This window comes from Dyadobacter chenhuakuii, from assembly GCF_023821985.2.
In the GTDB taxonomy this organism is placed as follows: Bacteria; Bacteroidota; Bacteroidia; order Cytophagales; family Spirosomataceae; genus Dyadobacter; species Dyadobacter chenhuakuii.
The window spans coordinates 1,155,193-1,168,914 of sequence record NZ_CP098805.1 but is presented as its reverse complement, the minus strand read 5'-3'; the positions used below and the strand labels follow the sequence as shown (position 1 = coordinate 1,168,914).

The 13,722-nt window shown below is 45.6% G+C and carries 12 protein-coding genes; all 12 read left to right on the top strand.

The window, feature by feature from the left end:
* The first annotated feature begins 9 nt into the window (after window positions 1-9).
* The 12 genes from NFI80_RS04840 to NFI80_RS04785 all read left to right on the top strand — a co-directional run bounded on the left by NFI80_RS04840 (window position 10) and on the right by NFI80_RS04785 (window position 13,647).
* A complete protein-coding gene (locus tag NFI80_RS04840; RefSeq protein WP_026631514.1) occupies window positions 10-420 on the top strand; it encodes an EVE domain-containing protein in 411 nt (136 codons plus the stop codon).
* A complete protein-coding gene (locus NFI80_RS04835; protein ID WP_235164706.1) occupies window positions 410-1,990 on the top strand; it encodes a hypothetical protein in 1,581 nt (526 codons plus the stop codon). Before NFI80_RS04840 ends, NFI80_RS04835 begins: the two co-directional genes overlap by 11 nt.
* 68 nt (window positions 1,991-2,058) lie before the next feature.
* Window positions 2,059-2,946: a class I SAM-dependent methyltransferase gene (locus tag NFI80_RS04830; RefSeq protein ID WP_026631512.1), complete on the top strand. Its 888-nt coding sequence runs from the start codon at window positions 2,059-2,061 to the stop codon at window positions 2,944-2,946.
* Window positions 2,939-4,135 (top strand): tetratricopeptide repeat protein, encoded by a 1,197-nt coding sequence (locus tag NFI80_RS04825; RefSeq protein WP_235164707.1) that lies wholly within the window; start codon window positions 2,939-2,941, stop codon window positions 4,133-4,135. Before NFI80_RS04830 ends, NFI80_RS04825 begins: the two co-directional genes overlap by 8 nt.
* A gap of 59 nt (window positions 4,136-4,194) precedes the next feature.
* On the top strand, window positions 4,195-6,138 hold the full coding sequence (thrS, locus tag NFI80_RS04820) for a threonine--tRNA ligase (protein ID WP_235160692.1): 1,944 nt from the start codon (window positions 4,195-4,197) through the stop codon (window positions 6,136-6,138).
* A 113-nt stretch (window positions 6,139-6,251) separates the two neighbouring features.
* Window positions 6,252-6,803: a translation initiation factor IF-3 gene (gene infC / locus NFI80_RS04815; RefSeq protein ID WP_051350250.1), complete on the top strand. Its 552-nt coding sequence runs from the start codon at window positions 6,252-6,254 to the stop codon at window positions 6,801-6,803.
* A 179-nt stretch (window positions 6,804-6,982) separates the two neighbouring features.
* Window positions 6,983-7,177, top strand: a complete 195-nt coding sequence (gene rpmI, locus NFI80_RS04810) for a 50S ribosomal protein L35 (protein WP_026631509.1) — start codon at window positions 6,983-6,985, stop codon at window positions 7,175-7,177.
* Between the two features lie 102 nt (window positions 7,178-7,279).
* The gene (gene rplT, locus NFI80_RS04805; RefSeq protein WP_026631508.1) at window positions 7,280-7,624 is read left to right on the top strand and encodes a 50S ribosomal protein L20; all 345 of its coding nucleotides are present in this window, start codon (window positions 7,280-7,282) and stop codon (window positions 7,622-7,624) included.
* Between the two features lie 148 nt (window positions 7,625-7,772).
* On the top strand, window positions 7,773-10,319 hold the full coding sequence (locus NFI80_RS04800) for a phosphocholine-specific phospholipase C (protein WP_235164708.1): 2,547 nt from the start codon (window positions 7,773-7,775) through the stop codon (window positions 10,317-10,319).
* A gap of 187 nt (window positions 10,320-10,506) precedes the next feature.
* Window positions 10,507-12,420, top strand: a complete 1,914-nt coding sequence (gene dnaK / locus NFI80_RS04795) for a molecular chaperone DnaK (protein ID WP_235164709.1) — start codon at window positions 10,507-10,509, stop codon at window positions 12,418-12,420.
* A gap of 190 nt (window positions 12,421-12,610) precedes the next feature.
* Window positions 12,611-12,826: a hypothetical protein gene (locus tag NFI80_RS04790; protein ID WP_235164710.1), complete on the top strand. Its 216-nt coding sequence runs from the start codon at window positions 12,611-12,613 to the stop codon at window positions 12,824-12,826.
* Window positions 12,823-13,647: an SDR family oxidoreductase gene (locus NFI80_RS04785; RefSeq protein WP_235164711.1), complete on the top strand. Its 825-nt coding sequence runs from the start codon at window positions 12,823-12,825 to the stop codon at window positions 13,645-13,647. The genes NFI80_RS04790 and NFI80_RS04785 overlap by 4 nt, the downstream gene beginning before the upstream one ends.
* The last annotated feature ends 75 nt before the right edge of the window (window positions 13,648-13,722 follow it).

The following is a 13,722-nucleotide window of genomic DNA, read 5'->3' as shown; positions in this document are numbered from 1 at the left end:
CTGAAATCCATGAACCATTGGCTTGTAAAAAGTGAACCGAATAAATATTCCTGGGACCATCTTGTAGCAGAAAAGGAAGGCATGTGGGACGGTGTCCGGAATTTTGCCGCACGTAACAACCTGATGGCCATGAAGAAAGGCGATCTGGTGCTTTTTTATCATAGCAACATTGGTAAGGAGGTTGTGGGTCTGGCCAAAGTTTCAAAAGAACATTATCCCGATCCAACGATCGATACGGGTGACTGGGTGGTTGTTAACGTGGTCCCGGTGGAGCATTTTCCCAAAACGGTCACGCTCGAACAGATCAAGAAGCATGATATTCTCAAAAATATGGAACTGGTGCGCTTGTCCAGACTTTCGGTAGTGCCGGTTAAGCGTGAAGAATTCGACATTATTGTTGCATTGGCACATGAATCTTAATTCCATTTCTGCACTTCGTCAGATCTTGTTGCTTTTTAGCCTTGTTACAGCGTCATTATTTGCTGCTGCACAAGGTGTTAAGAGGATAGAGTTGCCTTTATCAGGTAATATGGCTTACCAGACGGTGCCGCTCGGCGCGCAAGGCGTCTTGCTCATTTCCAAACCGGAGAAAGGCACATTCAATGTTCAGAAATTTGATACAAACCTGGAACGCGTTTGGTCGATTGACGGGCCTATTGAATCCAATCTGGACTATATCACCTCCTCCTACGATGGCCAGGCTGTGTTTTTGCTTTTCAGTAAATACCGCAGTCCCTTATATCAGATCGTGAAAGTGAATGTCGGGCCGGGCTTTGTGGAAACATTTACGATCAACACACTCGATCGTTTCGAGATCACTGATTTCAAAACATTGGGTTACTCCGTCTTCATGGCCGGAATGGTTCGCAATGAGCCTGTATTAATTCTAACACAGCTCAGGACATCCCAAACGAAGGTTTTGCCATCGGCTATCAAAGGCTCTAATGCCATTCAGACCGTTGAAGTGGACACGGCGCATCATTTGGTGAATGTTTGTTTCGCAGTAAAAAAAGGCAGACAGACCCGCATTGTGGCTCGTTCGTATGAAGAAACCGGTGAGCTTTATGCGCAGGTTTCGGTGGATCCCGAGGATGATTATTCGTTGCTGAGCGGCAGGTTACAAGTGCTCAACGACTCTGTAAGGGTCGTAATCGGCACATATGGTTACCGGAACATGCAAAGCACGTCCAATGCGGCTTCGCAAGGACTTTATATCAGCAAGATCGTGGGGGATGAGCCCGTTTTCACGCGTTACCACAGCTTTACCGAGTTTAAGAATTTCTTCAATTTCATGAACGAGCGGCAGCAGGAAAAGATGGAAAAACGCATCCGCAAGAAGAAAGAAAGCGGCGACGATCTGAAACTGAATTACCGATTACTAGTTCATGACATTGTTCCGAAAAACGACAATTTCCTGTTGGTAGCAGAGGTTTTTTATCCTGAATACCGTTACCAGAACCCCATGATGATGGGCGGCCTGGGTTATGGCAGCATGATGGGTTATCCCTTTGGAATGGGCCTTTATAATCCTTACTTATGGAACCCGATGTACGGCGGACGCGGTGGGTATAACCAGCAGGTTTTCGATGGCTTCACTTACACGCATGCAGTAGTGGCCGATGTGGATGAAAACGGAAAATTGCTTTGGGATAACAGCATTAATTTTGATAATGTGAAAAGCATGGAGCTGCGCGAAAAGATCAAGGTGCAGACTTTTACCAATGGTAACTCCCGCCTGGTCTATAGCCATAATGGCGCCATCCGGAGCAAGATCATCAAAGGGAACCAGGTGGTGGACGGCGATCGCGTGATCCCGAACGAGACCAATGTCGAAGGTGATAAAGTAAGAAAAACCAGCACCGACGACATTGATTACTGGTATGAAAACTTCTATCTGGCATGGGGCGAGCAGCGCATTATCAATGCAGCCGGCGATCCACAGTCCAGAGGAAGACGCAATGTATTTTATTTAAACAAAATCGCATATTAAAACCATTGCCCCATTGCCCATTCCCGTAGGCTTAAGCCAACGGAAATTTTTTAAAAATTTATATTTTCATGATTCTATTATCTCCGGAGCAACATACAGATTACGAATTGATTGATACCGGCGGCTTTGAAAAGCTTGAACGGTTTGGTCCATACATTTTATCGCGCCCTGAGCCACAGGCGATTTGGGATAAAACCCTTTCTGAGGCTGAATGGGAAAAGCGTTCGAATGCGGTTTTCAAAAGGGATAAAAATTCGCAGGAAAAAGGTCAGTGGATTGCGAAGGACGGCATGCCGGACAAGTGGGTTTTTCAATATCGGACCAAAGAACTGCATCTGCGCTCGAAATTGGCATTATCCTCTTTTAAGCATGTCGGCGTGTTTCCTGAGCAGGCGACAAACTGGGACTACATTGCCAAAAAGCTGAAACAGATCCCGGAAACGAAGCCTTCTGTCCTTAATCTGTTTGCTTATACAGGCATTGCCTCACTTGCAGCAAAAGCTTCCGGCGCGGATGTTACCCACGTGGATTCGGTAAAACAGGTGATCAGCTGGTCGCGGGAAAACATGGATCTGAGCGGATTGGATAACATTCGCTGGGTTGTGGAAGACGCATTGAAATTTGTGCAGAGAGAAGTGCGCAGAGGCAATCAATACAATGGCATTATTCTGGATCCGCCCGCCTACGGTCGCGGTCCGGATGGCGAGAAATGGCTTTTGGAAGAAAGTCTGAATGAGATCCTGAAACTTTGCGCATTACTTTTAAAGAAGGAAAATTTCTTTTTTATTATCAATTTATATTCTTTGGGCTTCTCGGCGCTCATCGTGGAGAATTTGATCAAAGCACATTTCGGGACGCAGATTCACCATGAATTTGGCGAGTTGTTTATCCCGGATTCTTTTGGCAAAAACCTTCCGTTAGGCGTATTTTCAAGATTCTCGGACCAGAATGTCTAAAACTTTCGAACGCATATTACTGTTGCTTTGCATTGTGCTGGCCGGGCTTATTCAATCTTGCCAGAGCGACGCCAGGAATTCCACGCGCATTCCGCCCGTAGTGAAAAAATCACATGAGCAATGGCAAAATGACGCTTTACTTTCTCTTACCGAGCTCATTAACCGCAGCATTGATACGGATCAGAATTATTTCAAACGGGCCCGCATCTATTTTGAAAGAGAACAATATACGGAAGCGCTTGACGACATTAACGAATCTATTTACGAGCAGGAAAATGTGAGTGAATATTTTTTGCTACGCGGAAAAATCAACCGGGAGCTGGGTGAGATCGATAAGGCCTTAGAGGATGCACAGCGTGCGGAAGCGCTACAGCAAAGCAGTCCTGAGCTGTATGTGTTGCTGGCAGACGTCCTGCAAGCCAAGGGACGTTTCCGGGAAGCGGTTAATTATCTGAACCAAGCATTGAAAATGGCTCCTTATGATGGCTCTGCCTATTATGTCAAAGGCATGTTGCAGGCGCGGCAGGGAGATTCGCTGGCCAGTCTTTCCAGCTTCAAATACGCCATGAATGTGAATCCAAAGCTTTTCAGGGCTTATGAGCAGAGCATTATCATTTTAAGAAAACTAAAAAATCCCGCTGAGGCGCTTACCATAAACGATAGGGCGATAAAGCGTTTCCCTAATGTGCCCAGCCTTTATTTTGAACAGGGGGAAATTTTCAATGCCCTGGCGAGACCTGATACGGCATTACTTAGTTACCAGAAGGCAGTCGCACTGAAACCGACCTATGAGGAGGCACTGATGCGCGTCGCGACAGTTGGAACGCAACTGAAAGAATATTACAAGGCGATCCGGGCATTGGAGCAGCTTTTGAAAATAAAGCCTAAGTCCAAGGATATCAATAATATGCTGGGTTACGCATATGAAAAAGCAGGCGATTATACCAAAGCTGTGGACTATTATTCCACAGCGCTCGTGCTAAGCCCGGGTGACCAGAGTGCCCGAAATGGCCTTTGGCGCATCAGAAGAGAGGAGAATACAGACATTTACTCCACTTATGATCCCAATGAAAGCGCCAGCTCCGGCTATAAGCTGCTGGACACATCCCGGGTGAAAATTAACGTTATAAGGCCGAGAGGAACTACAAATATCCGTGTAGACTCGTCTCGAAAAGCTAAAATTGAATAGATTTGTACTTTGTGGCCCTCACAAGCCTTTGATTAATTGTCATTGAATTAAATTTTTGAATGGAAGACGCGTCTCAAGTAAAAATTACCCTGCCCGACGGAAGTGAACGGTTTTACCCAAAAGGTATAACTGCCATGGGCATTGCGCTCAGTATCAGTGAAGGTTTGGCCCGTAATGTAATTGCAGCCAAAGTGAACAATGAGGTTTGGGACCCTACGCGTGAGATCACGCAGGATTCCCTCGTGAAATTGCTCACCTGGAATGACGAAGACGGTAAATCAACATTCTGGCATTCTTCTGCCCACTTGCTGGCGGAAGCATTGGAAGCATTGTATCCGGGTGTAAAATTCGGGACGGGGCCGTCGATAGAAAAAGGTTTTTACTATGATGTTGATCTGGGCGATAAATCGATCTCACAGGATGATTTTCCAAAGATCGAAGCAAAGATGCTTGAACTGGCGCGTCAAAAAAATGAATATGTCAGAAAGCCCATCAGCAAGGCGGACGCTCTGGAACTATTCACCCAAAAAGGCGACGAATACAAACTTGAACTCATTGATGGCCTGGAAGATGGTTCCATCACATTATACGAACAAGGCGGCTTTACCGATCTTTGCCGCGGGCCGCACATTCCCAACACCGGCTTCATTAAAGCAGTTAAGCTAACCAACATAGCTGGTGCTTACTGGCGTAACAAGCAGGAAAACAAAATGTTAACCCGCATTTATGGGATTACTTTTCCGAAGCAAAAAGAATTGGAAGAGTATGTAACATTGATGGAGGAAGCAAAAAAACGTGATCACAGAAAACTGGGAAAAGAGCTTGAATTATTTGCTTTCTCCGAAAAGGTTGGTCAGGGACTTCCGTTGTGGCTGCCCAAAGGCGCTATGCTTCGCGAGCGTCTTCAGTCGTTTTTGAGCAAAGCGCAATCTCGTGCGGGTTACCTGCCGGTGATCACGCCCAACATTGGCAGCAAAGAACTTTACGTTACTTCCGGCCACTGGGACAAATATGGCAAGGATTCTTTCCAGCCGATTAAAACACCTAATGTGGGTGAGGAATATTTGTTGAAACCAATGAATTGCCCGCATCACTGCGAAATCTACAAAACCTCTCCCCGCTCCTACAAAGACCTGCCACTGCGGTTCTCGGAGTTTGGAACGGTTTACAGATACGAGCAAAGCGGTGAATTACACGGACTTACACGCGTTCGCGGATTTACACAGGACGACGCACACATTTTCTGCCGCCCGGATCAGGTGAAGGAAGAATTTGTTCGCGTAATTGATCTGGTATTATATGTTTTCAAATCACTTGGTTTCGAGGATTACAGCGCGCAAATCTCGCTCCGTGACCCAAACGATAAAGTGAAATATATAGGAAAAGACGAAGATTGGGAAAGAGCTGAAAATGCGATCATTGAAGCCGCTCAGGAACGGGGGTTAAGCACCGTAACTGAACTTGGCGAAGCAGCATTCTATGGCCCCAAACTCGATTTCATGGTGCGTGACGCATTGGGCAGAAAGTGGCAGCTGGGAACGATCCAGGTAGATTACCAGATGCCGAAACGTTTCGGCCTCGAATACACCGGTTCTGATAACCAGAAGCATCAGCCGGTTATGATTCACCGTGCACCGTTCGGTTCAATGGAGCGCTTCATTGCGATCCTGATCGAAAACACGGCCGGACAGTTCCCATTGTGGCTTTCACCGGATCAGATCGCTATTCTGCCGATCTCTGAGAAATTTGCGGATTATGCAGAAGACGTTTTCTTCCAGTTGCAGGATCACGACATTCGCGGTTTTGTGGATCACCGCGATGAGAAGATCGGTCGCAAGATCCGGGATGCGGAAGTTACCAAGGTTCCTTTTATGCTGATCGTCGGCGAGAAAGAGGCAGCAGAGGGCAAATTGTCAGTCCGCAGAAAAGGCGAAGGCGACCTGGGAAGCATGACAATAGCGGATTTTGCAAGCTTTTTCAAGAAAGAGGCTGCCATAATTTGATGATTTTCTAACTTTTTGTTATTATTCCGGCACTAAGGCACTATTTTTGTGACAGCAGTGTTAACTTTTTTGACTTTTACCAACAAAACCCAAAGTACACCAAACCAAGTTATATGGCATTAAGACCCCCGAGTGGACGGTTAAGAGTTCCCGAAGAACCTTATAAAATAAACGAACGGATTACAGCAAAAGAAGTACGTCTGGTTGGAGAAAATATTGAACCAGGTATAGTTGATATCAATACAGCCCGAGCTCTTGCAAAGGCGCAAAGCCTTGATTTAGTTGAAATTGCGCCAACGGCAGTTCCGCCAGTTTGCAAAGTGGTAGACTATTCAAAGTTTAAATACGAGCAGAAGAAAAAGCAGAAAGAGATCAAGGCGAAGGCAATGAAAGTTGTCATCAAAGAGATCCGCTTCGGCCCTAATACGGATGATCACGATTTTGATTTTAAATTGAAGCATGCGATAAATTTCCTTAAAGAGGGTTCGAAAGTAAAGGCTTATGTGCATTTCGTTGGCCGTACCATTGTATTTAAAGAGAGAGGTGTAAATCTGTTGAACAAATTCTCAGAAGCGCTTTCAGAATATGGTAAGGTTGAAATGGAGCCAAAACTGGAAGGAAAGAGAATGACCATCATTCTGGCACCTGCTCCTGCTAAAAAATAGATTTTTAAATTCGGTTACCGAACCGGTGTTTTGTTAACCCGGAAGGAATTTACTGATATATATAATGTTTGACTGGATCGTGTCTCTGACTTTGTCAGGGACACGATTTTCATTTATGAAACATTTTGGCTAATTTCGCGCGCTGTTTTATATTTTATCAATTAATAATTTTTTGAATCATGCCTAAAATGAAAAGCAACTCTGGTGCTAAAAAGCGTTTCGCGCTGACCGGCACTGGAAAAATCAAACGCAAACACGCGTTTCACAGCCACATCCTGACAAAGAAATCAAACAAGCGCAAGCGTGGATTGGTTAAAACTGGTCTGATCGATGTGTCTAATGTTAAGCAGGTGATGGCTATGCTCGCGAAATAATTCGCAGCCATTAATTAGAATACCAATTCTGGTTTTTTGTTCAACCCGATAGAAGGCATTTCAAGACTCATCAGAGCGCCGACCATCAAAAACAGTTAAATTATGCCACGTTCAGTAAATCACGTTGCGTCACGTGCAAGACGAAAAAAAGTATTAAAACTTGCGAAAGGCTATTTCGGCCGTCGTAAAAATGTATGGACAGTAGCTAAAAACGCAGTAGAGCGCGGTTTGGCATACGCATACAAAGGTCGTAAGCAAAAGAAACGTAATTTCCGTGCATTGTGGATCCAGCGTATCAACGCGGGAGCACGTCTTCACGGTTTATCATATTCTGCTTTCATCGGCAAGCTAAGTGCATCAGGCATCGAGCTGAACCGTAAAGTTCTCGCTGACTTGGCGATGAATCATCCGGAAGCATTCAAAGCGATCGTTGATCAGGTAAAATAAAACAGCATCCCGCCTTAACGGCGGGATTTTTTTTGCCCTTTCGGTCCGCTCTTAACATTAAAATAATTCTTCGAATCCAAATCGGTGGTACTTTAGCAGAAATAAGCGGTAATATAAAACGTTACCAAAACCTATTCCTGATAACACCATGGACTCTAGAAGAGAATTTATAAAAAAGGCAACCATGCTCACCGGAGCAGCTGGCATGTTCAGCGTGTTGCCGGCTTCCATACAAAGGGCACTCGCTATTGATCCCAAAAAAGGAAGCACTTACCTCGACGCCGAACACGTGGTGATCCTGATGCAGGAAAACCGTTCTTTTGACCATTGTTACGGGTCTTTGCGAGGTGTTCGCGGCTTTAATGATCCCCGCGCAATCACCCTTCCCAATAAAAATCTGGTCTGGATGCAAACCAATGCATTTGGCGAAACTTACGTTCCCTTCCGGCTGAACATGCGCGAATCGAATGCAACCTGGATGGGTTCCCTACCCCATTCCTGGCCCAACCAGGTGGACGCGCGCAATGATGGCAAATATGATAAATGGCTCATTGCGAAGCAGCCGGGCCATAAGGATTATGCCAAAATGCCGTTGACACAAGGTTTCTATAACCGGGAAGACATTCCATTTTACTATGCACTGGCGGATGCTTTCACCGTGTGCGACCAGAATTTCTGTTCGTCACTTACTGGCACGACGCCAAACCGGCTTTATCTGTGGTCGGGGACTGTACGTGAGAAATCGGGGCCGGAACATTATGCCAATGTCAGAAATGAAAATGTGACGGATGATAAGGAAGCATCATGGATGACATTTCCCGAACGCCTCGAAGACAATGGCGTTTCCTGGCGCATTTACCAGAACGAACTCAGTATAGATACAGGCCTGACGGGCGAGGAAGATTCGTGGCTGGCCAATTTTACGGATAATCCGATTGAATGGTTCAGCCAATATCAGATCCGTTATCACAAAGGTTATCAGAAATACCAAAAAGCAAGATTAGCTGCGCTTCCGAACGAAATTAAAGAAACGGAGGCGAAACTGGCGAAAGCTGAAAAGGGAACAAAAGCAGCGACGGATCTTGAAAAGTCCCTGACTGCAAAGCAAAAGGAGCTCACGTTTGCAAAAGAAGAACTTGAAAAGTGGACGCCTGAGAACTATGAAAAGCTCTCGCAACGCGCCAAGAACATTCACGAAAAAGCCTTTACAACCAACAAGAATGACCCAGATTATCGCAAGGTAACCACTGTAAAATATCACGACGGCGACATTGAACATGAAGCCAAGGCACCGCAAGGCGACATTCTGCACCAGTTTCGAAGCGATGTAAAAAGCGGAAAACTGCCAACCGTCTCCTGGCTCGTGGCACCCGAAAATTTCTCCGACCACCCCACCTCCCCCTGGTATGGAGCCTGGTATGTTTCGGAAGTAATGGATATCCTGACCGCTGATCCCGAAGTTTGGAAAAAAACCATTTTCATCCTTTGCTACGACGAAAACGACGGCTATTTCGATCACGTTCCGCCTTTCGTGGTTCCCAATCCTTATAAGGAAGATTCCGGCGCAGTTTCCGAAGGCATCGATTGCAAAACGGAATTTGTGACGATGGAGCAGGATATGACCCAAAAAGAGAAGAAGGAATGCCGCGAGAGTCCGATCGGACTCGGCTTCCGGGTTCCGCTGGTCGTGGCCTCACCCTGGAACCGTGGGGGCAATGTATGCTCAGAGGTTTTTGACCATACTTCCATTTTGCAGTTTTTGGAGAAATTCACGAGTCATAAGTCCGGCAAGAAGATCGAAGAAACCAACATTAGCGCATGGCGGAGGACGATTTGCGGCGACCTGACTTCAACATTTTCGCCTTATGAGGGTGAAAAAATTGCTTTGCCAAAATTCCTCGCCCGCAACGAATTCATGGAGGGCATTTATAATGCACAGTTCAAAAAGCTGCCCAGCACTTACAAAGCATTGTCCAGGGCAGACATCGAGAAGATCAACAAAAACCCGTTGAACTCGTCCCTGATGCCAAAACAGGAAAAAGGAACGCGTCCCTCCTGCCCGCTTCCATATGAACTGGCGGCTGATGGTAACTTCAACTCTGCCAAAAATGCATTTGAGATCAAGCTCGAAGCCAAAAATGGCATATTCCGCGACAAGGCTGCTGGCGCTCCTTTTATGATTTATGCGCCTGGAAAATACAAAAATGAAGATGTGAAGGTCTGGAATTATGCAGTAAAAGCCGGCGATGCGCTTACCGGGTCGTGGAAACCAGAGGATTTCGAGGGTGGAAAATATCACCTGCGCGTTTACGGCCCTAACGGCTTTTTCCGGGAATTTCAGGGCAATAAGGCCGCAGGCAATGTAAAAGTTGGATTCAACTATCAACTGGACAAAAACGGCAAACCAACCGGCAGCATCGAGCTAAAAATGGAAGGCGATAAGCAAACAGCGAAAAGTGCTTTCCTGATACAGGATAATGCTTATGGCGCTAATAATCAACTTGTAACATTAAGTAATGATGGCCTTGCAGGAATGTTTGAAAAAACTCTAGCCCTGAATCTGGATAAAAGCTTCCAATGGTATGACTTCTCCGTCACGCTGGAAGACCAGCCCGATTTCCTGGTGCGCCTTGCAGGCCACGTTGAAACCGGCCGCATCAGCACGAGCGATCCGCTTATGGGAGACCTAGCCTAAGCAACTTCAACCTTAGAAAGTGTCAGGCATTATTCAGCCTGACACTTTGTCACTCCCCTTTTATTCATTTGTTTCTGGTACGGGCTTTTTAGTAAAGCCTCTGAGCAACTGTTGCGGCAAGCGTCAAGCGATAACCGCGGCAGCGAATTAGTCAGAATCAAATTATACTTAACTTTAATATAGAACAATGGGAAAAATTATTGGCATAGACTTAGGAACAACGAACTCCTGTGTGGCTGTCATGGAGGGTAACGAGCCGGTTGTAATTGCAAACAGCGAAGGTGCCCGTACAACCCCTTCAGTGGTTGCATTCATGGATAATGGTGAACGCAAAATCGGTGCACCAGCCAAACGCCAGGCGATCACGAATCCCAAGCATACTATCAGCTCCATAAAAAGATTTATGGGCAAAAAATACGACGATGTAACAAGTGAGCAAAAAACTGTTGCATACACCGTTGATAAAGGTCCAAACAACACGCCTCGTATCCCCATCGGAGACAGGTTATATACGCCACAAGAAGTTTCTGCATTCATTTTGCAGAAAATGAGACAAACTGCCGAAGATTATCTTGGTCAGGAAGTGACAGAAGCGGTTATTACAGTTCCTGCTTACTTCAATGATGCAGAACGTCAGGCTACAAAAGAAGCAGGTCAGATTGCAGGTCTTGATGTGAAACGTATCATCAACGAGCCTACTGCTGCTGCACTTGCTTACGGTCTGGACAAGCAACACCTTGATATGAAAATCGCTGTGTTCGACTTAGGTGGTGGTACTTTCGACGTTTCGATCCTTGAATTGGGTGACGGCGTTTTTGAAGTAAAATCTACGGATGGCGATACACACCTTGGTGGTGACGACTTTGACCAGGTAATCATTAACTGGCTTGCAGACGAATTCCAAAAAGACGAAGCTGTTGATTTGAGAAGAGATGCAATGGCTTTGCAACGTTTGAAAGAAGCTGCGGAAAAAGCAAAAGTGGAATTGTCAAGCTCAACGCAAACTGAGATCAACCTTCCTTATATATTCCCGGTTGATGGCATTCCGAAACACCTTGTACGCACATTAACCCGTGCGAAATTCGAGCAGCTTGCCGATTCATTGTTCCTGAGAATGATGGAGCCTTGCAAGAAAGCAATGAAGAATGCAGGTTATACCAATAATGATATCAACGAAGTGATTCTGGTTGGTGGATCTACGCGTATTCCTCGTGTGCAGGAAGAAGTTGAAAAATTCTTCGGCAGAAAACCTTCAAAAGGCGTTAACCCGGATGAAGCTGTGGCAATTGGTGCTGCAATCCAGGGTGGTGTTTTGACAGGTGAAGTAAAAGATGTACTTCTTTTGGACGTTATTCCATTGTCATTGGGTATCGAAACATTGGGCGGTGTATTCACCAAACTGATCGAAGCCAACACGACAATTCCGTCTAAAAAGACAGAAACATTCTCTACTGCTGCTGATAATCAGCCTTCTGTTGAGATCCACGTGTTGCAAGGTGAGCGCCCGATGGCAAATCAGAACCGTACATTAGGACGTTTCCACTTATCTGACATTCCACCGGCACAACGCGGAACACCACAGATCGAAGTTACATTTGACGTGGATGCAAACGGTATCCTGCACGTTTCTGCCAAAGATAAAGGCACAAACAAAGAGCAGAAAATTCGTATCGAAGCTTCAAGTGGTTTGACAGATGCAGAAATCACCCGTATGCGTGAGGAAGCCAAAGCAAACGAAGCAGCGGATAAAGCTGAACGTGAAAAAATCGAGAAAATCAATGCTGCTGACAGCCTGATCTTCTCTACTGATAAACAACTGAAAGAATTTGGCGACAAGCTTTCTGTTGGGAATAAATCAGCGATTGAAGGAGCATTAGCCGAATTGAGAACTGCGCACCAAAGCCAGGATCTTGCAGGAATTGACTCTTCAATGGAGAAACTGAATGCCGCATGGCAAGCTGCTTCTCAGGAAATGTACGCACAAGGTGGTGAGCCTCAGCCGGGCGGACCGACTGGTGAACCGCAAGGTAACCCAGGCGCCGCAAACGGAAGCAGCGCAACCGACGATGTGACGGACGTTAATTTTGAGGAAGTCAAATAATAAGGCAACTTTAAAATCCCCGTCTTTAACCAGATGGGGATTTTTTTTACACGCAAATTTTTCAAAAGTGTGTAATTAAGGCCTGCTTGAAGAACAAAAAAGACCAGTCGTTTCTGGCATTAATTTTTACCCTATTCAATCAGCATATCGTCAGACTAAAAACCACTTGAACCTAAAATTCAACATTCCAATGGACAACAGAATCGCATTACCAGAGTTGATGTATTTGTCTCCTACGACCCGAGAAAAGGCGGTCACCATTGCTCAGGAGCTTTTAAGAACAAACAATATTTCTCCTCGTGAGGCGGTTGCAAAAGCAATTTTAATTGCTAAAAACTGGGCGGTCAAAAATGTGAACCGTCGGGTGTGGAAGAAACTGAAATCATTCGAAAATGAAATCATATGATAGGTTCAGATCTGAAATTCAAAGATCAGGTTGCGATCGTTACAGGTTCTAGTTCGGGAATTGGTAAAGCATGCGCCATTCATCTTGCCGAGCTTGGCGCGAAAGTGGTTGTTAATTACAGCTCTAACCTGGAAGAAGGCGAAAAGACGTTGAATGAGATTGTCTCAAAAGGCGGATCGGGGATCCTGGTTAAGGCTGATGTAAGCCGTGAAGAAGAAGTGAAAGCGCTGTTCAACGAGACCATCAGCAAGTATGGACGTCTGGACATTGTTGTCAGCAATGCCGGGCTTCAAAAAGACTCATCGTTTTTGGAAATGACATTGGAGCAATGGCAGAAAGTAATTGACGTGAATTTAACAGGTCAATTTCTCGTGTGCCGTGAAGCTTCGAGACAGTTCGTAGCGCAGGAGAAAGGAAAGACTGGTGTTGATCACAGCGAGCTGTCAATTGGTAAGATTATTCTGATGAGTTCTGTGCACGATGTGATTCCCTGGGCCGGACATGTTAATTACGCCGCCTCTAAGGGAGGAATCATGATGTTCATGAAATCCATTTCTCAGGAATTGGCACCCTATAAGATCCGTGTCAATTCGGTCAGTCCCGGCGCGATCAAAACGTCTATCAATAAGGAAGTTTGGTCCGATCCTGACAAGTACAAAGGACTTTTACAATTGATTCCATACAAGCGAATCGGAACCCCGCAGGATGTAGCTAAGGCTGTTGCCTGGCTGGCGTCAGACGATTCAGATTATGTCAATGGAGAAACGCTCTACATTGACGGTGGAATGACATTATACCCGGAATTTGCCGATAACGGTTGATATTCCAAGTTACACTTCATCATAACAGAAAAGCGCTGGGATTCACTTCCGGCGCTTTTCGTTTGTAGTCAGGCT

Coding starts and splice junctions, on each gene's coding strand:
- NFI80_RS04840 (WP_026631514.1), top strand. CDS start 10: ATGAACCATTGGCTTGTAAAAAGTGAACCGAATAAATATTCCTGGGAC.
- NFI80_RS04835 (WP_235164706.1), top strand. CDS start 410: ATGAATCTTAATTCCATTTCTGCACTTCGTCAGATCTTGTTGCTTTTT.
- NFI80_RS04830 (WP_026631512.1), top strand. CDS start 2,059: ATGATTCTATTATCTCCGGAGCAACATACAGATTACGAATTGATTGAT.
- NFI80_RS04825 (WP_235164707.1), top strand. CDS start 2,939: ATGTCTAAAACTTTCGAACGCATATTACTGTTGCTTTGCATTGTGCTG.
- thrS (WP_235160692.1), top strand. CDS start 4,195: ATGGAAGACGCGTCTCAAGTAAAAATTACCCTGCCCGACGGAAGTGAA.
- infC (WP_051350250.1), top strand. CDS start 6,252: ATGGCATTAAGACCCCCGAGTGGACGGTTAAGAGTTCCCGAAGAACCT.
- rpmI (WP_026631509.1), top strand. CDS start 6,983: ATGCCTAAAATGAAAAGCAACTCTGGTGCTAAAAAGCGTTTCGCGCTG.
- rplT (WP_026631508.1), top strand. CDS start 7,280: ATGCCACGTTCAGTAAATCACGTTGCGTCACGTGCAAGACGAAAAAAA.
- NFI80_RS04800 (WP_235164708.1), top strand. CDS start 7,773: ATGGACTCTAGAAGAGAATTTATAAAAAAGGCAACCATGCTCACCGGA.
- dnaK (WP_235164709.1), top strand. CDS start 10,507: ATGGGAAAAATTATTGGCATAGACTTAGGAACAACGAACTCCTGTGTG.
- NFI80_RS04790 (WP_235164710.1), top strand. CDS start 12,611: ATGGACAACAGAATCGCATTACCAGAGTTGATGTATTTGTCTCCTACG.
- NFI80_RS04785 (WP_235164711.1), top strand. CDS start 12,823: ATGATAGGTTCAGATCTGAAATTCAAAGATCAGGTTGCGATCGTTACA.